We start from the raw sequence: 22,572 nt of genomic DNA, 5'->3' as shown, positions 1-22,572 counted from the left end.
TGCTATTCTGCTAACTGATTGTCAATATACTGATTAGCAGTTATTCTGTTAATTGATAGCCTGTATGTTGATTGGCTGTTATTCTGTAATCAGATAAGCGTTAATGGAGGTTAATCATTAAAAACGTGTTAGCAGTTTGGATGGAAGCATATATTGATATTTCGCAATGGTGGCCCAAAACAGAAGATGGTAGCCTCTTGTCTGTCTACGCAGTTCATAGGCAGTTTGAGGGTAGCCCGAATGAAGTCACTAGACATACCTTGACTGTCGCCCGTGATGGCAGGCTAAAAAAAGCGGATATCGATAATTTGGTAAAACTAGCAAGAATTTGCTCTGTGCTGTCTGGAGAGTTAGTAACTGTCAATGATATTGTGAAAATTCAAGAGGACTCGTGAAGATGATAATGCTCCACCGAGTTCAATCCCAGAGCATTATTACCATAACTCACCACATACTTAATCTATTTGCCATTGATTTTGAGCAAATACTATTGAATTAAAGGGGTGGAATGATGGCTAAACCATCTTCTAGGCGTAAAAAAGCCACCTCTGCCGCAGAGATAAATTCAAAATCACTCAGTAACTCTGCAAATGAAGATATCTCTGTTGAGGAAAATCCATCTACAGCAACAATTACGGTTAGTGCTGTTGAAGTAGAGGAATTGACCGACGAGGAACAAAGCGATCGCCTGCACTTAGAGCGCCGTGTAGAAAGAGCAGTTTTTGAAGCTGGCAAAGCGCTGATGGAATTGCGCGATCGTCGGCTGTACCGTTCCACTCACAGCACTTTTGAGGAGTATTGCAAAGACAGGTTTGGATTTCAGCGTCGTCATCCTTACAGATTAATCGAAGCTTCGGCTGTGTTTGATAACTTGATGAAGATGTGTCCCAATGGGACACAAACTGAAAATGAATCGAGCGACGCGGAAAATTATCCAATAGGGACACAAACTGAAAATAAGGAAATGTGTCCCATTGGGACACAAATTTTACCTACCAGTGAACGCCAGGTTAGACCGATAACAAAGCTGGAACCTCAACAGCAATGGGAAGTATGGCAGACGGCAGTGGAAGAAGCCGGAGGTAAAGTACCATCTGCTAGAGTTGTAGGCGATGTAGTACAACGGATCATGGAACGGACAAAAGCTCCAAATCCTTATTTTGTTGGGGAAGTCTGCCAAATTTTAGCCAAAGATAATCCAGAACTCAGAGGAAAGGGTGGGTGTTGGGCAATTGTCAGCGCAGTGAATGACTTTAGTTGCAGCATGAGAATGTGGGATGGCGAGTACGCCGTTGGGTTACAACACCTGAAGTCTTACGATTACTTGCCTGCTGAATGTGAGCAGATGCAGCAGATTAGCGATCGCATCAGTCGAGTATATTCTGATTCGCTGGAGGAGACAGTCAAAAATCTGTTGCAGTCTTTGGGAAAGGTGAATCGGCCTTATCTTACTGCTGTGGAAGAGAAATTGTTGACGCTCCTAGAGTCGGAGTATGGGAAAATACCCTAAACAATTTTGGCAAATTGGCATCCAATGGCTTTGGATTGCAGTTTCAATGGAGTTAGCAACGCAACGGGACAGTGAAGAAGTTGTACGAGGGAAAAGATAAAACTTTCCGCTTCTTGACATCCAGCGATGCCAGTTGTTTAATTGAGTGCTGTAGAACCCCTCTACATGATTTATATAGCGCTCAACAGAGTTCAGTCCCCACTCTACAACTGGCTAGAAATGAACAAAACCAAATAGGATTTCAGAAGATGAAAAATCTAGATAGGTGGATTGCTGTATAGTTTGAGGTGTACCAGATTCTCCTCTCAAGAGTTGCTCTATGATTGCTCTACCTGGTATTTCTATCCAAAACAAAATATACGAAAGTTCCAATTCTCTAGTGTACCGGGGCATCAGAGACGATGGAGTAGGGATCGTCGTAAAAATGCTAAAGCTTGATTATCCCTCTCCCCAAGAGCTAACCCGTTACAGACAAGAATATAAAATTACCCGTTCCCTGAATCTGGAAGGAGTTGTTAAGGCATACAGCCAGCAGAACTATCAACGCACTCTGGTAATTTTCTTAGAAGATTTTGGGGGAGAGTCCCTAGAGAAATGGATGCACAAGTGCCCAGATATATTCTGCCCCATGCCTTTATCCACTTTTCTTGGTCTGGCGATCGCTATAAGCGACATTTTAGGCAGAATCCATGCAGCCAATGTCATTCATAAAGATATCAACCCTGGAAACATAGTCCTTAATCTGGATACTGGCGTTGTCAAAATTATTGACTTTGGGATTGCTACTGAATTTAATCGCACGAATCCAACTTTTAAAAGCCCTCATGTATTAGAAGGGACACTCGCCTACCTATCTCCAGAGCAAACCGGGCGGATGAACCGTTTACTCGATTACCGCACCGATTTTTACTCACTGGGTGTGACGTTCTACGAACTGCTAACCGGACATCTGCCGTTTTCCACAACAGACATCCTTGAGCTAGTCCATTGTCATATTGCTAAAGTGCCTGTTCCACCTCACGAACTGAATGCAGCGATCCCTAAAGCCGTCTCAGATATTGTTTTAAAATTGATGGCGAAAAACGCAGAGGATCGTTATCAGAGTGCCTGGGGCATCAAAGCAGATTTAGAAATTTGTGCTGACCAATTAAAAAAAATCGGGCAAATCAATAGCATTCAACTGGGTCTATTAGATGTTTGGGATCAGTTTCAAATTCCCCAAAAACTTTATGGACGGGATAAAGAAGTTGCAATGTTATTAGCAGCTTTTGAGCGCGTTGCTTCAGAAAAACTTGTACAACAAACTTCAGAACAGAAACTAACAAACAATCAAACCTTCAAAGTCGAAATGATGCTGGTTTCTGGCTATGCGGGAATTGGGAAATCAGCATTAGTCCAGGAACTTTATAAACCAATCACCGCAAAGCGCGGCTATTTTATCTGGGGTAAATTCGATCAATTTGGGCGTAATATTCCCTACAGCGCGATCGCAGATGCCCTGCAAAAATTGGTACAACAATTGCTCAGTGAACCAGACGAGCAAGTGCAACAATGGCGATCGCGCTTGCTAACGGCTTTGGGAACCAACGGACAAATTATCATTGATATCATCCCGGAAGTTGAATTAATTATCGGCAAGCAGCCGCCTGTATCAGAAGTTGGAGCAACTGAAGCTCAAAATCGCTTCAATCTAATTTTTCAGAAGTTTGTGCGGGTGTTTTGTTCAGAGTCACACCCGCTTGTGATCTTTTTAGATGATTTGCAATGGATAGACTGTGCAACGCTGAAGTTAATCGAGCTGATGTTGCTTGATGAACAAACCCAATTCCTATTTTTAATTGGAGCCTATCGAGATAATGAGGTAAATCCAACTCATCCGTTGATGTTAACGCTCTTAAGACTGCGAAAACAAGGGGCAGTAATTCAGGAGATAATCCTGGCACCATTAACGCTGGGTTCGCTGAGTCAGTTGATTGCCGAGACGCTACATCAGAATGCAGACACCGTTTGTTCCTTAGCTGGGTTAGTACTGCGTAAAACCGAGGGCAATCCTTTCTTTGTCGGTGAATTTTTGAGAATGCTGCATAGCGAAAATCTGCTGACCTTTGATGCTGAACACTTATGCTGGCAATGGAACATTGCTAAGATTCAAGCCCAGGATATTACCGATAATGTGGTGGAGTTGCTACTGAGCCAGTTAAATAAATTACCAGAAAACACACAGCAAATTCTCCAGTTAGCAGCTTGTATCGGTGCTGAATTTAATTTAGATACGTTAGCGATCGTTTGCGAACAATCTCCTAAAGCAATTTCTCTAGATTTACTAGTAGCCATTCAAGCCGGATTAATTCAACCTATATCTGAATTAGACGAAAACCTATTAGTTCAAGAATATAAGTTTTTGCACGATCGCGTACAGCAAGCGGCATACGCCTTAATCGATGAGTCGCAAAAACTTGGAGTACATCTGCAAATCGGTCGCAATTTACTCGAAAAGACTTCACCAGAGCAGTTAGCAGAGCGGTTGTTTGAAATTGTTGATCAACTGAATTATGGAACCGAGTTAATCAGTGAGCAATCTGAACGGAATCAGATTGTCAAACTGAATTTGCAAGCAGGTCAAAAAGCGCTAGCAGCGACGGCTTATGAAGCCGCTTTCAAGTATTTCAATGCAGGGCTTAAACTTCTTGATGGGGAAAGTTGGCAGCGTGAGTATGGCTTAACTTTGGCGTTGCATTCGGAGGCAGCAGAGGCAGCATACCTCAGTGGTCACTTTGATGAAATGGAGCGGCTTGTAGAAGAAGTACTCAACCGTGCGAAGACAGTACTCGATAAAGTGAAAGCTTACGATAGCAGAATTCAAGCATGGCTGTCGCGGGGAGACCCCAAAGAAGCCCTAAAAACTGGCTTGGAAGTGCTGCAACTCTTGGGAATTAGTTTAGTAGAAGCTCCAAGTCAGTTAGACGTTCAAGCAGGATTAGAGGAAACGGCTTCACGATTGGTTGGGCGGGAAATCGAAGATTTGATCGATCTGCCAGAGATGATTGAACCTGTGCCACTGGCAGCAATCTACATTTTAGTCAGCACAGTGGGAGCGGCTTTTAATGTGTCACCCGCTTTGATGGTGCTGATTGTGTGCAAAATGGTGAATTTATCGATCGCCAATGGAAACGCCATCTGGTCGCTTCTCGGTTATGCTGCATACGGCATGATGCTATGTGGAGTTGTACAAGACCTTGAACTGGGTTATCGATTTGGCAAATTATCCTTAAACTTAGCGAAAAGATTAAATAACAAGAGAGTTAACTGCAAAACATTGCTGATGGTGAATTTCCATATAATTCACTGGAAAGACCACCTTAAAGAGACGTTCCCTGTTTTAGCTGAGGCTTATCAAAGCGGTATAGAAAGTGGAGAGTTTGAATTTGCGAGTTATTGTGCATTCAGCCTATGTTATTACCCCTTTTTTGCAGGACAAGAACTGACAGAACTGGAACAACAAACAGCGATTTATCGTAAAGCCACCCATCAAATTAGACGAGAGACTGCTTCCATTTGGCTGGCAATGTTGCAGCAAACGATCCTTAACCTGCGAGGTCAATCTGAAAATCCAAGTCGCTTAGTGGGTTGTATCTATGACGAAGAGCAAGCATTATCATGGGCGATCGCTGTCAAGGATGGAACTAGCCTTCACTACTTCTACTTAAATAAGCTGATTTTATGCTATCTGTTCGGGGAGCATGAGCAAGCTGCAAAAACGGCTACTTTGGCAGAACAGTATTTAGGCGCAGCCACAGCAATAATCTCTGTATCTATATTTCATTTCTATGACTCTCTAATATTTCTGAGCTTGTTGGCGGATGCTTCAAACTCAGAAAAAGAAGCTTGGTTGAATCGCGTTAACGCCAACCAGGAAAAAATGCAGAAATGGGCACACCATGCCCCCATGAATTTTTTGCATAAATTTCAGTTAGTTGAGGCAGAGAAAGCACGAGTTTTGGGTCAGTTTTTTGAGGCAGAGGAGTTTTATGAACAAGCAATTTTTGGTGCTAAAGACAACGAGTACCTTCAAGAAGAAGCTTTAGGCTATGAGTTAGCTGCAAAACATTACTTGGCTCGTGGTCGAGAAAGGTTTGCTCAACTTTATATGAAGGAAGCCCATTACTGCTATGAGCGGTGGGGAGCAACCGCAAAAGCCAAAGATTTAGAGACTCGCTATCCACAGTTTTTTCCTCAGTCGCTGAATGTGGCTCCCACACAAGTTCACACCACTGCTGGAACTACTTCTAACACCTCACATATTGCTTTCGATTTAGCGACAGTAATCAGAGCATCCCAAGCCATCTCTCGCGAAATTGAACTGGATCAGTTACTCAATTCTTTGATGCAGATATTAATTGAGAATGCTGGGGCACAAACTGGATGCTTGATTTTGGAAAACGCAGGAGAATGGGCAATCGAGGCTGCTTGTGAACTCAATGATGGGGCGAATTTTTGTACTACACAAGTACTGCAATCGATTTCAATGGTAAATCGCTTACCCGAATCCATCATTTATTATGTGATTCGGACTCATGAATCTGTCATTTTAAATGATGCAACTCGTGAAGGTAATTTTATCAATGAGCCATATATTCAGCAGAACCAAACGAAATCACTTCTTTGTTTGCCGTTGTTGAATCAAAGTAAACTTGTTGGCGTGTTGTACCTGGAAAATCAATTAGCAACTGGAGCATTCACAGCAGAGCGATCGCAACTTCTAAATCTACTATCTACTCAGGCAGCAATTGCGATCGAGAATGCCAAACTGTACTCAGAGCTACGCGCAAGCAAAAGTCAGTTGACGCAGTTCTTAGAAGCGATTCCATTAGGAGTTGCAGTTGTGGATGCGGCGGGTCGCCCTTACTACTTCAATCAACAAGCAACTCAGCTAACAGGCAAAGGGGTTGTTTCTTCCGTAACAATGGATCAACTTGCAGAGACGTATCAAGCCTATATAGCCGGAACGAATCAAAAATATCCTACTGAAAAACTGAATTTATACCGGGCGTTGAAAGGTGAACGCACGAGGACAGATGATTTAGAAATTCACCGAGGCGACAGCATTATTCCAGTTGAGATATGGGGAACGCCAGTATTTGATGAACAGGGTAAGGTGGCGTATGCGATCGCCACCTTTCAAGATATCACAGAGCGGAAACAAGCAGAACACTTCTTAGCCAATTACAACCGCACCTTAGAGCAACAGGTAGCTCAAAGGACGGCGGCTTTAGAGCAAAGCCAAGCAGAACTGCGCGAGCGAGAACAGGAATTACGAGTGATCACGGACGCTCTACCTGTTTGTATTACCTATGTAGATGCCGACCAGCGTTATCGGTTTGCCAACCGCACTTATGAGGAATGGTTTCAACGTAGTCGAGGTGAAATTTTGGGCAAGCATATTTGCGAAAACTTGGGTGAGGCATCTTATCAAGTTGTACAACCGTATATCAATCAAGCACTGGCAGGGCAAATCACAACCTATGAGGCAGAAATTCCCTGTGTGTTTGGCAAGAAATACATCAGTAATTCCCTCATCCCTGATGTCGATAACAATGGTCAAGTGAAAGGATACTATGGCCTGATTACAGATATCAGCGATCGCAAACGTGCCGAAGAAGCCTCAATTTTAGAGGAACGCAACCGCATGGCACGCGAAATTCATGACACTCTCGCGCAAGCCTTTACCGGGATTCTGGTTCACATGGGAACCGTTTCTCGATTAGTGACCAGCAACCCCCAAGCAATTCAAACACATATTAATATCGTGCGAGACCTGGCCCGCACCGGGCTGACAGAAGCTCGACGCTCCGTTGCAGCATTGCGTCCCCAATCCCTAGAAGATGGCGATCTGTGGACGGCACTGCAACGGTTTGTAGCTACCATGCAATCTTCAACCGAAACCAGCTTGATTTGTGATATTATTGGCACGCCCTATACGTTACCCCCGGAAACAGAGAATAATCTTCTAAGAATTGCACAGGAAGCATTTACCAATTCAATTAGGTATGCGAATGCAAAGGAAATTCGGATTGAATTAATTTATGAACCAACGCAATTCTTCTTACGAATTAAAGACAATGGACAAGGATTTGAAGCCAACCATACAATCCTAAATCGGGGGTTTGGCTTACTGGGGATTACCGAACGAGCGGAACGCATTAAGGCACAACTCTCGATTAAGAGCCGACTGGGGCAGGGAACAGAAACGATCGTATCCGTACATCGGGAGGCATCAGCGTGAGTCAGTCTACAGTAATCCGCGTTTTGATTGTTGACGATCACTCAATCGTCCGGCAAGGACTAGCCGCGATGATTGAGAATGAGCCAGATATGACGGTGGTGGGTCAAGCGGGCAATGGGCAGGAAGCGATCGCTCAATATCGGCAACTGCAACCTGATGTCACCTTAATCGACTTACGGATGCCGCAGATCGGCGGCGTTGATGCCATCGTCGCCATCTGTGCTGAATTCGCTCATGCCCGGATGATTGTACTGACCACTTATGACGGGGACGAAGATATTTATCGAGCATTACGCGCCGGAGCCAAGGGCTATCTGCTGAAGGACGCGGAACCGGAGGCACTCCTGAATGCGATTCATATTGTTCACAGTGGACAACAATATATCCCTTCCGAAGTCGCTGCCAAACTGGTGCAACGGATGAACATTCCAGAGTTGAGCGATCGAGAACAAGAGGTTGTTTGTCAGATGGCGCGTGGCTTGAGTAATCAAGATATTGCTGCGGCTTTGAATATTACTGAAAGTACTGTGAAATTTCACATCAACCGGATTTTGAGCAAATTAGGCGTGAGCGATCGCACTCAAGCGGTGATTACCGCACTGAAGCGGGGACTCGCCAAGTTGTGAAACAAGCAAAACTGAACTTAAGTTCGGTTGAGGGTTAGTTTTAGAGATAGTAAGCAACTGTTGTTTCATCGCTTCAATTACTCAACTTAGAGTTGGCGACAAAGCTGAATTAGTTTCATAAGCTAAAGACATAGAAAAAACGGAGTCGGGAGGAATCACAGATAGGAGTCATGCCAATCCCTTGATGCTGTGAGAAACCCTTTTTGATACAGTGTCCGATGAATCAAGATAGTAATTTTAATCAACTTTTTGTTCCACCTTCCGAACGCGATCGCTATCAAGGGATGCTCAATGCCCCGATCGTACTCGTGGAATATGGAAATTACCAATGTCTTCAGTCCAGGGAAATGCATCAGTTGATTCAGGCAATTGTGCAAGATTTCAATTCCCGGCTGACTGAGAAAAATTCGATTTGTGTAGTGTTTCGTTACTTTATCGAACATTCAATTTATCCTCAAGCACAAAAGGCAGCGGAAGCAGCGGAAGCAGCAGCAGCGCAAGGTCAGTTTTGGCAGATGCACGAGATGCTGCTCACCCATCAAGAGGCATTGGGAAACGGCTATCTCGTTGAGTATGCCAATAATCTAGGTCTCGACATCAGCCAATTTTTGCAGGATATCTTCAAACAAGTCCATGTTGACCGCATCAATCAAGATATCGCAAGTGGTCAGCAAAGTGGAGTAGTGACTGCACCAGCTTTGTTTATTAATGGAATTCGGTATCGCCATCGCTGGAATATGGAGCAGTTGATGGCAGCCATTAGCACTGCAACTAATGAAGTGCTTTGATCCTCAATCCCACCATTCACAGCAGAACAATTAAGTTGCGTTTTTGCTCAAAGAACTACCGAAAGAGCTAAAGCCAACAAACTAGACAACACCTAAAACGAGGATACAAAATGAAAACGCAGAAAGTATGGTTCATTACCGGAGCGTCCAGGGGCTTTGGGTTGGAAATTGCCAAAGCAGCTCTAGCAGCAGGCGACCAAGTAGTAGCGACAGTTCGCTCTCAGCCCACACAACTCGCCACTACCCTGCACAACCACCCGGATCTGTACGCTGTGCAGATGGATGTCACCCAGGAAGGCCAGGTACAAGAGGCTGTTAAGCAAGGCATTGCCCGTTTCGGCCGGGTTGATGTCTTGGTCAATAATGCCGGGTTTGGCATGGTTACTGCGATCGAAGAAGCCACGGATGCCGAAGTCCGCAAACAGTATGATACCAACATATTTGGGTTATTGAACGTGACTCGTGCGGTGTTGCCGTACCTGCGCCAGCAAAAATCCGGGCGGGTCATCAATATCACGTCGCTGTTCGGCTACGATGCAGTTCCGGGCTGGGGATTGTACGGGTCCACTAAATTTGCGATCGAAGGTCTCTCGAAAGGGTTAGCGGTAGAACTGGCACCGCTCGGCATCCAGGTTACAGCAGTAGCTCCCGGTCTTTTTAGTACCGACTTCCTGAGCGCTGAATCTTATGTTGCCGCTAAAACCATTATCGACGATTACCAGGAAACGGTAGGACCCATGCGTAGCGGAGCCAATGCGCTACACGGGCATCAACCTGGCGATCCGAAAAAGTTTGCTCAGGTGATTATTCAACTTGCCAATACAGAACGTCCGCCGCTGCATTTGCCCGTCGGGAAGGACACGATCGCCATGTACCAGAACAACGCCGCGAAAATGGCACAAGAAATCGAAGCATGGCTACCAGTCGCTACCAGCACTGACCATGACCACCGCATAGCGGCTTCGACCATAAACTGACCTGCAACCTTCACACATTATTTCCAAAAGAGATTCTTATGAAACTGGAAGGGCGAGATTGCCAAAGCAGTCCTCTTCCTTGCTTCAGATAATTCGTCCTTCGTTCCAAACAATCCCTCAAAAGCATAAAGGAATTTTACTATGGGCATCGAACAGAAAGTCGCCGTTATTACTGGCGCATCGCAGGGCATCGGCGCAGCCCTTGTCAAGGCGTACCGCGATCGCAACTATCGGGTGGTCGCTATCTCACGCTCAATTCAGCCATCGAATGATGATGCAATCCTCACAGTGTCAGGTGACATCGCTAATCGAAAAACCGCCGAACGTGCGATCATCGAAGGCGTGACCCGCTTCGGGCGCATCGACACGCTCATCAACAACGCTGGTATATTCATCGCCAAGCCATTTACCCAATACAGTGAGGCTGATTACGAGGTATATCTGGGCACTAACGTCACTGGCTTCTTTCACATGACGCAACTCGCGATCGCCGAGATGGAGAAGCAGGGTAGCGGTCATATCGTGCAGATATCGACGAGCTTGGTTGACAACCCGATCGCCGGCGTACCATCTGTGCTCGCGTCGCTGACGAAGGGCGGACTGAATGCCGCGACTAGATCGCTTGCGATCGAGTATGCCAAGCGTGGTATCCGGGTGAACGCCGTCGCGCTGGGTACGATCAAAACGCCAATGCATCCCGCAGAGACCCATGCACAGCTCGATGCCCTGCACCCGATCGGTCGTATGGGCGAAATCTCCGACATCGTTGATGCAATCCTCTACCTGGAATCAGCCAACTTTGTCACGGGCGAAATTCTTCACGTCGATGGTGGACAGAGTGCGGGTCACTAACACCGCCTTGCAAGCAGAAAAATGGCTTTGACGCTCCTAAACAAGATTGCTCGATCGCACACCCTTTTGACTAAGGAACACAGGCATGATTTACGAATTACGCATTTATCACGCCATGCCCGGACGACTACCCGCGCTGCTTTTGCGCTTCCAGAACCACACGTTACGGATTTGGGAAAAGCATGGCATCCGCCAAGCCGGATTCTGGACAACGTTAATCGGCGAGAGCAATCAGCAGCTTACTTATATGCTTACCTGGGACAGCATGGCTGAACGCCAGGAGCGCTGGAACGCATTCCTCGCCGACCCCGAATGGATCGCGATCAGCACCGAAACCGAGAAGGACGGTCAACTTGTGCAGAACATCAGTAACGAGTTGCTGGTACCGACCGCCTTTTCCTCAGTGAAGTGATCTGTGGGGCGAGTGACGGAACTCGAACCTATACCATCCGGCAATGCAGACTCGAATGGCACTAAGATAAGCCGAAAGGCTTGTGTCATCTCGTTCTCAGTCTTAAGACTGGGAATGTATTCTCTTAAGCTTTGCCTCTGGTCAAGAAGGAGGAAGCAGCAGCTCTCCCAGAATGGGTAGCTAGCCTACAAGCTAGGAACCAGTTAGAGCAAGGGCTGTATCTTAACTTAGTGCCATTCAATGCAGACTCCTTACCGTTACATTCGATTTTGAAAGCGAGGTAGGCGCGATGAAGACGAATTTTGAGAACAAGTCCTTTGAGAATGAACATGAGACTGATAGCCACGATATTTTCGCCGAACGTGTCCGCAGCAACCAGCGCCAGCTCACCTCCCAGCTAAGGCACCAGTACGATTTTATTGTTTGCGGATCTGGATCTTCTGGCTCGGTGGTTGCCCGCAGACTGGCTGAGAATCCAGATGTCAGCGTTCTGCTGCTGGAAGCGGGAGGCACCGATGATCTGCCAAGTGTTATAGAAGCGAATCAATGGCCGATGAACCTTGGAAGCGATCGCGACTGGAGCTTCCAGGGCCAGCCGAATCTACATGTGAACGGTCGTTCGATTCCGTTCTCTATGGGCAAGGTACTTGGCGGTGGATCGAGCATTAACGTCATGGTTTGGGCACGCGGACACAAGCATGATTGGGATTTCTTCGCATCCGTTGCCAACGATCCAGCCTGGAGTTATGAATCCGTCTTGAAGATTTATCACCGCCTGGAAGATTGGCATGGCGTGCCAGACCCAATGTATCGCGGAACGGGAGGGCCAGTATTTGTCCAGCCTGCGCCGGAGCCAAACCCGCTCGCACCCGCAACGATTGAAGGAGCGCGGGTGGTGGGTATTCCTACTTTTGAAAATCCGAACGGACGCATGATGGAAGCAGCGAAGGGCGCTTCTATCAGCGATGTGCGAGTCCGCAATGGCAAGCGCGAATCGATATTCCGCTCCTATGTCTTCCCTTATATGGATCGGCCAAACCTGACGGTTCTCAGCCATGCACTGGTCACACGGCTGACGTTCCAGGGCAAGCGGGTCACTGGCGTGGAGATATCTTATCGTGACACAATCTATCGCATTGGTGCGGCAGTCGAAGTCGTACTGTCGCTCGGTGCAATCCATACGCCGAAAGTGCTGATGCAATCCGGTATCGGCGATGAAGCCGAGTTGCAGCGATTTGGAATTCCTGTCGTGCAGCACCTTCCCGGTGTGGGGCAAAATTTTCAAGACCATGTTGCATTCGATTGTGTCTGGGAATATGAAAACGCTCTCGCACCCAGAAACAACTTGTCCGAGGCAATCTTTTTCACGGGCGACCAGCCCGGGCTTGACAGTCCAGACTTATTTGTTTGTCAAGCCGAGGTGCCAAAATCCACTGCCGAGAATGCCGTCCGGTTTGGGCTGCCTGATGCAGGCTGGACGTTATTTGGGGCGATCGCGCAGCCCAAAAGCCGAGGCCGTCTGCGCCTGACGGGAGCCAATCCATCCGACCCGATTCTGATTGACGGAAACACTCTGTCTGACCCGGATGATCTCAAAACCGCGATCGCCTGCGTAGAACTTTGCCGCGAAGTTGGTAACTCTGCTCCCCTTCGTCCGTTCGTCAAGCGCGAAGTGATGCCAGGTAATTTGAAAGGGGCTGAACTCGAACGCTTTATTCGGGATGCTGCGACGAGTTTCTGGCATGAAACCTGCACCGCAAAGATGGGTCGAGATTCTATGTCGGTGGTGGATAGCAACCTGAGAGTGTATGGAATTGACAATCTCCGGATTGCTGATGGATCGATTCTGCCGCGAGTAACGACCGGTAACACGATGGCTCCCTGCGTGATTATCGGGGAGCGGGCAGCGGAAATTCTACATCTCGAACACCAGCTGCAATCTACCGTAAAAACAGACTCAGGCGTGCAATAAAACCACCGCACTTTTCATTGGCGGACGCACATTTAAGCCGCGTGTTAACTCAAAGAACTTGAGTGGTCTAAATTGGGCGATGGTCGGATTGCGCTCGACTCACGAAGTGAGTCCCTCCAATCGAAGATTGGAGGCAGCCCAAACTTAGTTTGGGCTGGAGCGCCCGACCCGCCAAAGGCGATGGCGCAAAGCGCCCGCTGGAAGCGATCGCAGAAGAATGAAAAGTAACCAATCTGAACATTAAACTTACCAACCTAAAGGAGAACAAGATGAGTAGCAATAACGTAAACAGTCCAAACATGAAACTCGAAGTTGTGCTATTCGGCGCTTCCGACGTTGACCGCGCGAAGGCATTCTACGAGAATCTCGGCTGGCGGCTCGACATCGACATCGCGGAGGGCGACTTCCGCGGCGTGCAGATGACGCCCCCCAACTCGGAAGCCTCGATCATCTTCGGCAAGGGAGTCACTCCGGACAATTCTGGCTCGGCGCACAGCCTGGTTCTCGCCGTGGACGACCTCGACATCGCCCGCGAAGACTTAATCGCTCGCGGTGTCAATGTGAGCGAAGTCTTCCACTACGCCGGCGGCCCCTTCAATAACGCCGTGGAGAACCCGCGCGTTGGAGGACGCGACCCGCAAGGCCGTTCCTACTTATCGTTTGCCTCGTTTGAAGATCCGGACGGAAACGGCTGGCTGCTCCAGGAGATTAAGGAGCGACTTCCCGGCCGCGAGTGGAAATTGACGCAGGCACAAGACCTGGACGTTGCAACTATTGCAAACCTTCTCCGTGAGACAGCAGAACAGCACGATCGCTACGAGAAAACTCACGCCGAGCATCACTGGTGGAACTGGTACGCACCTTACCTGAGCGCACGTCAGAATGGCAGCAGTTCAGAAGAGGCTGCCGCCGCTGCTGATCGTTACATGGAAGAGGTTTTTCCTGTTCTTTCCAGATGATGCGGTCAGAGTTGCCACACCCGCCGAGTATGTCGGCCACTAGGTAGCGTTAGAGGTTTACGAAGCCAACGATTCTTGCCCAAAAACTCAGGGCGGCGTTTAGGTTTCTGTGCTGAGTCCGAGGACGCGGACGATTCTAGCTCTCGCCCCCCGTTCGCGGACTCACCTCGGAACCTGCGTAAATGTGTCAGCAGCGTTCCTTCGCTCCGTATCAGATTTGGAGATCGGCTGTTATCGGAGATCGTTTTATCACCTTGCGTGGACAGTAAGTTACAAAATTATGAAAAAGACTATCGTTAAAGCCGCCGCCGTGCAGATTAGTCCCGTGCTGTACCGACCGCGTGGCTAGATGCGGATCAGCAGTCTCAGATCATGAAGGACACGGGTTGCGCGATCGAGCCGATTTCTGGCGGCTGCTTCACTGCCATTGTGAGTCCGGACGGCCAAATCATCGGCGAGCCTCTCAAAGTGGGCGAAGGTGAAGTGATTGCCGATCTTGACTTTGCCCAGATTGACGCCCGCAAGCGGCTGATGGATGCGCGCGGTCATTACAGCCGCCCCGAACTACTCAGCTTGTTGATTGATCGCAGACTCGCGTCGCCCGTCCATGAGCGCACCGCACACCCCAATGGTAATGGCTCGCACGTGGTCGTTGATGAGGAGAGAACCGTCGAGGTTCTCTAATGCCACCGTACCTATCGGAACGCAACTATAGGAAGGTCAGCACATGTCCAAAAAAATCAATCATAATCGCCGCTACTTCCTAACAACCATGCTTAAAACTATTGCTGCCACCCAGCTTGGCATGATCGGCTGCACCACACAACACGCAACGTCAGCAACGGCTGAGTTACCGATTGAAGGTGAACTACCGTCTCTTGTCGGCGCGATCGCGTGGCTCAATTCGCAGCCATTAACAGTTGACGAACTGCGTGGAAAAGTCGTGCTGATCAACTTCTGGACTTATACCTGCATCAATTGGCTGCGCCAACTCCCTTACGTTCGCGCGTGGGCTGAAAAGTATAAGGATCGGGGACTAGTAGTAATTGGTATACATACACCGGAGTTTGAATTCGAGAAGAATATCGATAATGTCCGCCGAGCCTCAACAGAAATGAAAATTGACTATCCGATCGCCGTAGATAACGATTATGCGGTGTGGCGCGCTTTCGAGAACCATTATTGGCCAGCCCTTTATTTTATAGACACGCAAGGACGCATTCGTCATCACCAATTCGGCGAGGGCGAGTACGAGCAATCGGAAAGGGTCATTCAACAGCTACTGTCTGAGTCCGGAACTGGCCATGTCAGTCCGGAAATAGTTGAAGTCGACGCTCGCGGTTTTGAAGCCGCTGCCGATTGGGGCAGCCTGAAATCGCCTGAAAACTACCTCGGCTACGAAAGAACGGAAAATTTTGCGTCTCCCGGCGGCGCGGTGTTAAACAAGCGTCATTTATATACCGCCCCCGCGCAATTGAAACTTAATCAATGGGCGCTTTCGGGCGATTGGACAATCGGAAGACAAGCCATTGTACTGAACGAGTCCGGCGGGCGGATCGCGTACCGCTTCCATGCACGCGATCTTCATCTCGTCATGGGACCGAGCGAGCGAGGAGCGTCCGTGCGGTTTCGGGTGCTTGTAGACGGACAGCCGGCAGTCGCGGCTCGCGGACTTGACGTTGATGTGCGAGGCGAAGGCACGGTTACCGAACAGCGGTTGTACCAACTAGTCCGACAGCCGAAGCCCATCAGCGATCGACAGTTCGAGATCGAGTTTCTAGATTCTGGGGTGGAGGCTTTTGCGTTCACGTTCGGTTGATAACGCAAACAGATACGTTTTCGCAACGAGCGACAAGAAGGTAAATGATATGACGATGAAATCCACACATGACAGCCCAATCCTCGTAACCGGTGCGGCTGGCGATCTCGGTGCGATCGGCCGCAACCTCACCGCAATGCTGCTCGCCAAAGGGCATAAAGTGCGTGCCTTAGTTCGGCGGGAGGATGAACGCGCTGAGGGACTGCGCCAGCTTGGAGCCGAGGTTGTGCAAGGCGATCTAACTGATCTTGCCTCGATGCACCGCGCGATCGAAGGTTGCAGGCGCATCTATTTCGGAATGTCGGTCTCAGCAGCTTATCTCGAAGCCACGGTCAACACCGCCGCGGTAGCACGCCACCACGGCGTCGAGGCTTTCGTAAACATGTCGCAGATGACAGTGACGCAGATGAGTATCACCGAGACCACCCCAAGCCCACAGCACAAGCTGCACTGGCTTGCGGAACAGGCATTGGCGTGGTCGGGGCTGTCGGTCGTCACGGTGCGGCCCACGGTTTTCATCGAGGGCTTCTTTCTGCGTCTCGCCGCTGCTGGCGTCCGGGACAGCGACGAACTGGCCCTGCCCCTGGGTAACAGCAAGACCTCGCCGATCTCGGCTGTTGATGTGGCGCGTGCCGTTTCCACGATCCTCGACGACCCTACCCCGCACATTGGTCATGTTTACAATTTAACCGGATTTGAGTCGGCCGATCTGGACTACTACGCGCGCGTCTTTTCCGAGGCACTCGGCCGAACTATCCGCTATCATAATGTGCCGCTCTCTAGTTGGACTGATACGCTTCGTGAGTTTGGGGTGCCAACGCACCTCGTCAACCACCTTGCGGTGATGGCCGAACTTCACGCGCAGGGGCGGTATGACCGCATGACGGATGACCTGTTCAAGCTCACTGGCAAGATGTCGACGAGCATGTATGACTTCGTGAAATTGCACGCTGCTGAATTCACGCGAAGTGAACCCACGGCTTGAGGGGCAGTCCGCTTGTAGTTAAATAATCCAGTCAAGGCAGCCTATGCAGAATGTGGGTTTAAACGGTGGAGCGATTTTCCGTAGTGCATAAATCTTTTGACTTCAAGGGGCAAGCTACGGAACTCGAACCTGTAGCATCTGGACTGCAAACTCCTCCCCATTATTACAACTGAGTAATGCGGACAGACGATCGCTTAAAGACATATATCTTACTTCTATTAGCAAGCGTGGGAAATACTTATGTGGCCTAAAACAGAACTGATAGATTTGCTCAAAATCGCGCATCCAATAATTCAGGCTCCGATGGCTGGCGCTTCCACACCTGAGTTGGTTGCGGCTGTTTCTAATGCAGGAGGTCTTGGCTCCTATGGTGGTGCGGCCACCGCACCAGCCAAACTTCGCTCCATTATCAGGCAAATTCGAGAGCTGACAGACCAACCCTTTGGAGTTAATTTGTTTGCCCCAGCAGTTGAAGCGTATGAACTTGTGCCTGAGCAGCAAGCAGCAATGTCCGAGTTATTAACAATATGGCATAACGAACTTGATGCAGGGTCTGTTCCCGAACCAATATCAATACTAGGGCCATTCCAAGAGCAATTTACTGTCTTGCTGGAAGAGAAAATACCTGTTTTTAGTTTCCACTTTGGGCCGGCACCAATTGAGGCAATTCGTGAGATACACGCTATAGGCTCAATTGTATTAGCAACCGCGACGACCGTCCGTGAAGCAAAAGCTCTCGTTGAAGCAGGAGTCGATGTCATCATAGCCCAGGGCTTTGAAGCCGGAGGTCATCGCGGTACTTTTGCTGTGCCTTATGAACATGGATTGATTGGAACAGCAGCGTTAGTGCCGCAAATAGCTGATGCGGTATCGGTTCCAGTCGTTGCGGCGGGCGGAATTATGGATGCTCGTGGAATCGTTGCTGCGTTTGCACTTGGGGCAAGCGGGGTACAGATGGGAACTGCCTTTCTCGCCTGCCCTGAGAACAATATCCCAGAAGTCTATAGGCAGGCTGTACTCAATTGTAAGGACGAAGACACGGTTATTACTGAAGTATTTTCCGGCAAACCCGCCAGAGCAATCCGAAATCGATTTATACGTGAAATGGAAAATAACAAAGATAAAGTGCTGCCATTCCCGGCTCAGATGTCTATAGGGCGGGTTTTATATCAGGCTTCTGCTCAACAATCAAGTCCAGATTTTGTCAGTATGTGGGCAGGACAGGGAGCAGGATTAGCCGAAGCTCTCCCGGCAGGTGAGCTGATCGAAAAAATTATACAAGAATTTCTTGTCGTAACTGCTTCTTTACAACTCAAATAAACAGATAGTCGATTCAATTAAAGCAAGTTGAGTTAAATCCAATTGGAAAAAGATAAATGTCCGAGAAAATTAACTATCAACGCCGCCGCTTTTTGGGCACTGCGGCTATGACTATTGCTACTACACAGCTAGGCAGATTCGGTTCTGCGATCGCACAGTCGAGCAAAACACAACCAGCAGTTCTGTCCACAACTAAGCCGGGGAAAAACACGTCTTTCGTCTCACTAAAGCAGATCGATGCTGGTGTTCTAAATGTTGGATACGCTGAAGCGGGCCCTGCGAATGGCCATCCAGTAATCCTGCTGCATGGATGGCCCTACGACATTTATAGCTATGTTGATGTCGCTCCTTTGTTAGCATCGGCGGGGTACCGGGTGATCATCCCGTATCTGCGCGGCTATGGCACGACGCGCTTTCTTTCGAGCGAGACGTTCCGCAATGGGCAACAGTCGGCGATCGCTGTCGATATCATCGCTTTGATGGATGCGCTCAAGATCGAGAGGGCGATCCTCGCTGGTTATGATTGGGGAGCGCGAACAGCCAACATCATCGCGGCACTCTGGCCCGAACGCTGCAAGGCACTCGTCTCCGTAAGCGGTTATTTGATTGGCAACCCTGAAGCCAACAAGACACCTCTGCCGCCGCAGTCCGAACTCCAATGGTGGTATCAATTCTATTTTGCGGCGGAACGCGGCAAGCTGGGCTACGAAAAATATCGGCACGATTTCAACAAGCTCATCTGGAAGCTTGCTTCGCCGCAATGGCACTTCGATGACGCAACATTTGATCGCAGCGCGGCTGCCTTCAACAACCCAGATCACGTCGGTATCGTCATCCACAACTACCGTTGGCGGCTCGGTCTGGCTGAAGGCGAGTCGAAGTATGACGAGATTGAGAAGCGGCTTGCCGCAGCCCCCGCGATCGCCGTGCCCACCATCACTCTGGAAGGTGATGCCAACGGTGCGCCGCACCCAGATGCTAGTACCTACGCAAGGAAATTTTCGGGCAAATACGCACACCGGATCGTCAAGGGCGGTGTCGGTCACAACCTGCCTCAGGAAGCACCTCGGGAGTTCGCCAAGGCCGTCGTCGAAGTTGACGGTTACTGATTGGGTTTAGCCTGAGTCGTGAAACAGACAATTTGCAGCAAGGAGAAAACATCATGACAAAACTGAAAAAAGTACATTACAAAACCAAAGCCCGCACCGCAGGTACCTTCGTCTTCCTCTCGCTATTCCTTGTCGCGCTCTTTGTGGCAACGGTGTTTCTGGCACTACCCGCTCGCCTACTTGCACAGCAATCCGCCCAGACCGGCGCACAAACCCAGGTCGCAGCTAAGGCGATGTCTACGACGGGCTACGCCTACGCGACCAAAGACAACGCAATCCGCCCCTTCCGCGTCCACGTCCCGCAAGAGGCGATCGTCGATCTCCGCAAGCGCATTGCAGCAACCCGCTGGTCTGACAAGGAGACTGTCGCCGACCAGTCGCAGGGCGTGCAACTGGCAACAATGAAGGAACTCGTCCGTTACTGGGGAACGAAGTACGACTGGCGGAAAGCCGAGGCGAAGCTGAATGCCTTGCCGCAGTTTGTAACGAACATCGACGGACTGGACATTCACTTTATTCACGTTCGCTCCAAAAATCCTAACGCTTTGCCATTGCTCATCACGCACGGATGGCCTGGATCGGTACTTGAACAGCTAAAGGTCATCGGCCCGCTGACCAATCCAACAGCCTATAGGGGACGCCCGGAGGACGCATTCGATCTGGTCATCCCGTCAATTCCCGGCTTCGGCTTCTCTGGCAAGCCTATGGGTACAGGTTGGGACCCCGACCGCATCGCCCGTGCCTGGGCGGAGCTGATGAAGCGCCTCGGGTACACCCGCTATGTCGCCCAGGGCGGCGACTGGGGGTCCCCCATCTCCAGCGCAATGACGCGCCAAGCACCGGCAGGATTACTTGGTATTCACATCAACTTGCCGGCGACGATACCAGCCGACGTGGCTGCGGTGCTCGCCGACGGCGGGTCTGCGCCTGCGGGTCTCTCCGAGAAGGAACGCGCGGCGTTCGACTCACTCGACGCATTAAAGAACAAACGAGCCTACGCCGCGGTGATGGGTACGCGACCGCAGGTAGTCGGGTACGGTCTGACGGACTCGCCAATCGGACTCGCGGCATGGATGCTCGGGCATCCAGGCTTCGCGCAGTGGACGTACAGAGGTGGCAATTCCGAAAAGTCCCCGACGAAAGACGAGGTGCTGGACGACATTACGCTGTACTGGCTAACGAACAGTGCGGTCTCGTCAGCTCGGCTGTACTGGGAGAACAAGAACACCAGTCTCTTGAACGCGATCGCGCAGAAGACCGCCGATATCTCGCTCCCGGTGGCCATCACGGTATTTCCGGAGGAGTTATATCGCGCTCCAGAGACATGGGCCCGACGCGCCTATCGCAACCTGAGCTACTTCCATGAGGCTGATCAGGGCGGCCACTTCCCGGCATGGGAACAGCCGCAGCTTTTCTCTGAGGAGATCCGCGCGGCGTTCAGGTCACTGCGTTAGTTGTAAAGAAATCGTAGGTCTGGCTCAATAAAGTATTTTTAACTCAGCTATCAAAAGAGGTAACAATGGAAACAGCAGATGTAATTGTGATTGGAAGTGGTCAGGGCGGAGTTCCACTCGCGGCTGACTTTGCATCATCAGGTCGAAACGTCGTTCTATTTGAGCGCGATGCGTTGGGCGGCAGTTGCATAAACTATGGCTGTACTCCTTCTAAAGCCTTTCTAGCCGCTGCCCATGCCGCAGGTCGCGCAGGGCAAGCCGCAAAGCTAGGCATACACGCACAGGTTGAAGTAGATTTTCCTGCGGTGATGGAGCGTGTACGTAGTATTCGCAGCCAGTTTAACCAAGGTACTAAGCGACGATTAGAGAGTGCAGGGGTTAGAGTTGTCTGTGCTGAAGCCGCTTTCACCGGAGAACGAACGGTAAGCGGAGGAGGTGTGACTGTAAAGGCTCCGATCGTTGTTATCAACACAGGAACATCCTCTACTATTCCTGACTTTCCCGGTTTAGCTGGAACGCCTTATCTCACCAACCGAAATTTCTTTGATTTGCAGCAGATTCCACCCCATTTGCTCGTAGTCGGCGGGGGCTATATTGCCCTGGAGTTAGGGCAGGGAATGGCGCGTTTAGGGAGCCAAACCAAATTGATTGTGCGGGGCGATCGCTTGCTGGCTCAAGAAGAATCTGATGTCAGTGCTGTGCTTGCTGATGCCTTTGAGCAAGACGGAATTGGATTGCATTTCAATGTGACTGTTCAGCAGGTTGCTTATACCAACGGTGTATTTACCCTTACGCTGAACAATGGTGAAGTGCTGGATGGAGAAGCATTGCTCATTGCGATCGGGCGCAAACCGAATACTCAGGCATTAAATTCTGCTGTGACAGGCGTTGAATTAGATGCACAGGGTTTTATTAAAATCGACGATCGCTTTCAGACTACTTGTGCTGGAATTTATGCGATCGGGGACGCTGCCAAGCAGCCTGCTTTTACCCATGTTTCTTGGGAAGACTATCGTCGCTTGAAAGCCATTCTGTGTGGCGAACACCGGACACGCAACGATCGGGTGTTAGGCTATGCCGTCTACACCGAGCCACAAGTGGGCCGGGTAGGGATGACGCTAGAGCAAGCTCAGAAACAGGGCATTGCTGCCCGCGAAGTCACCCTGCCGATGGCTCATATCGCTCGCAGCATTGAGTGGGGGCACGATCTAGGCTTCTACCGCATGGTCATCGACACCCAAACGAATTCGATTTTAGGAGCAACGCTAGTTGGATACGAAGCGGCTGAACTCGTGCATGTCTTTTTGTCACTTATGGAAGCTAAAGCAACGTGGCAGGTTCTCGAACAATCGGTTCACATTCACCCAACTTACGGTGAGGCGTTGCCCAGTCTCGCAAGGCTACTCGTTGGAGATGATATGCCAACCTGTCCCAATATGTAAAATGAAGCTAAGGCACTTACCAGTAATAAAATGTCCAGACGGATCAAGGATATTGTTGCTACAC

16 protein-coding genes and 1 pseudogene are annotated in these 22,572 nt (G+C 49.5%); all 17 read left to right on the top strand.

All coding sequences use genetic code 11. The annotated features are described in order from the left end of the window. Positions 1 to 125: 125 nt before the first annotated feature. The 17 genes and pseudogenes from GJB62_RS31185 (at position 126) to GJB62_RS31105 (ending at position 22,508) form a co-directional block, all read left to right on the top strand. A complete protein-coding gene (locus GJB62_RS31185; protein WP_069070655.1) occupies positions 126 to 395 on the top strand; it encodes a hypothetical protein in 270 nt (89 codons plus the stop codon). Positions 396 to 508: 113 nt separating this feature from the next. Continuing rightward, positions 509 to 1,510, top strand: coding sequence for a hypothetical protein (locus GJB62_RS31180; RefSeq protein WP_309472833.1), 1,002 nt, complete (start codon positions 509 to 511; stop codon positions 1,508 to 1,510). A 319-nt stretch (positions 1,511 to 1,829) separates the two neighbouring features. After that, the gene (locus GJB62_RS31175; protein ID WP_114085674.1) at positions 1,830 to 7,793 is read left to right on the top strand and encodes an AAA family ATPase; all 5,964 of its coding nucleotides are present in this window, start codon (positions 1,830 to 1,832) and stop codon (positions 7,791 to 7,793) included. Continuing rightward, entirely contained in the window at positions 7,790 to 8,419 is a 630-nt protein-coding gene (locus tag GJB62_RS31170; RefSeq protein WP_114085673.1) for a response regulator transcription factor, read from the top strand. Before GJB62_RS31175 ends, GJB62_RS31170 begins: the two co-directional genes overlap by 4 nt. Before the next feature lie 218 nt (positions 8,420 to 8,637). Next, positions 8,638 to 9,207 carry a DsbA family protein gene (locus tag GJB62_RS31165; RefSeq protein WP_114085672.1) on the top strand — a complete coding sequence of 190 codons (570 nt, stop codon included), beginning with the start codon at positions 8,638 to 8,640 and terminating at the stop codon, positions 9,205 to 9,207. A gap of 110 nt (positions 9,208 to 9,317) precedes the next feature. Further along, the gene (locus GJB62_RS31160) at positions 9,318 to 10,184 is read left to right on the top strand and encodes an oxidoreductase (protein WP_114085671.1); all 867 of its coding nucleotides are present in this window, start codon (positions 9,318 to 9,320) and stop codon (positions 10,182 to 10,184) included. 141 nt (positions 10,185 to 10,325) lie between these two features. Next, positions 10,326 to 11,036: an SDR family oxidoreductase gene (locus GJB62_RS31155; protein WP_114085670.1), complete on the top strand. Its 711-nt coding sequence runs from the start codon at positions 10,326 to 10,328 to the stop codon at positions 11,034 to 11,036. Between the two features lie 85 nt (positions 11,037 to 11,121). Next, entirely contained in the window at positions 11,122 to 11,448 is a 327-nt protein-coding gene (locus GJB62_RS31150) for an NIPSNAP family protein (RefSeq protein ID WP_069072272.1), read from the top strand. 289 nt (positions 11,449 to 11,737) lie between these two features. Next, positions 11,738 to 13,420: a GMC family oxidoreductase gene (locus GJB62_RS31145; RefSeq protein WP_114085669.1), complete on the top strand. Its 1,683-nt coding sequence runs from the start codon at positions 11,738 to 11,740 to the stop codon at positions 13,418 to 13,420. 269 nt (positions 13,421 to 13,689) lie between these two features. Further along, positions 13,690 to 14,379 (top strand): VOC family protein, encoded by a 690-nt coding sequence (locus tag GJB62_RS31140; protein WP_114085668.1) that lies wholly within the window; start codon positions 13,690 to 13,692, stop codon positions 14,377 to 14,379. Between the two features lie 336 nt (positions 14,380 to 14,715). Then, positions 14,716 to 15,063 (top strand): annotated as a pseudogene (locus GJB62_RS31135) (aliphatic nitrilase); the annotation flags it as partial. A gap of 43 nt (positions 15,064 to 15,106) precedes the next feature. Then, positions 15,107 to 16,198, top strand: coding sequence for a thioredoxin family protein (locus tag GJB62_RS31130; RefSeq protein ID WP_114085667.1), 1,092 nt, complete (start codon positions 15,107 to 15,109; stop codon positions 16,196 to 16,198). A 55-nt stretch (positions 16,199 to 16,253) separates the two neighbouring features. After that, positions 16,254 to 17,183 carry an SDR family NAD(P)-dependent oxidoreductase gene (locus GJB62_RS31125; protein WP_114085680.1) on the top strand — a complete coding sequence of 310 codons (930 nt, stop codon included), beginning with the start codon at positions 16,254 to 16,256 and terminating at the stop codon, positions 17,181 to 17,183. Positions 17,184 to 17,423: 240 nt separating this feature from the next. Next, positions 17,424 to 18,503, top strand: coding sequence for a nitronate monooxygenase family protein (locus GJB62_RS31120; protein WP_114085666.1), 1,080 nt, complete (start codon positions 17,424 to 17,426; stop codon positions 18,501 to 18,503). 56 nt (positions 18,504 to 18,559) lie between these two features. Continuing rightward, the gene (locus GJB62_RS31115) at positions 18,560 to 19,612 is read left to right on the top strand and encodes an alpha/beta hydrolase (protein WP_114085665.1); all 1,053 of its coding nucleotides are present in this window, start codon (positions 18,560 to 18,562) and stop codon (positions 19,610 to 19,612) included. Between the two features lie 233 nt (positions 19,613 to 19,845). Continuing rightward, positions 19,846 to 21,066 carry an epoxide hydrolase family protein gene (locus tag GJB62_RS31110; RefSeq protein WP_114085679.1) on the top strand — a complete coding sequence of 407 codons (1,221 nt, stop codon included), beginning with the start codon at positions 19,846 to 19,848 and terminating at the stop codon, positions 21,064 to 21,066. 65 nt (positions 21,067 to 21,131) lie between these two features. Continuing rightward, positions 21,132 to 22,508: an FAD-dependent oxidoreductase gene (locus tag GJB62_RS31105; RefSeq protein ID WP_114085664.1), complete on the top strand. Its 1,377-nt coding sequence runs from the start codon at positions 21,132 to 21,134 to the stop codon at positions 22,506 to 22,508. The last annotated feature ends 64 nt before the right edge of the window (positions 22,509 to 22,572 follow it).

The sequence above is a fragment of the Nostoc sp. ATCC 53789 genome (genome assembly GCF_009873495.1).
Lineage (GTDB): Bacteria > Cyanobacteriota > Cyanobacteriia > Cyanobacteriales > Nostocaceae > Nostoc > Nostoc muscorum_A.
This window is presented reverse-complemented; position numbering and strand designations above follow the sequence as displayed.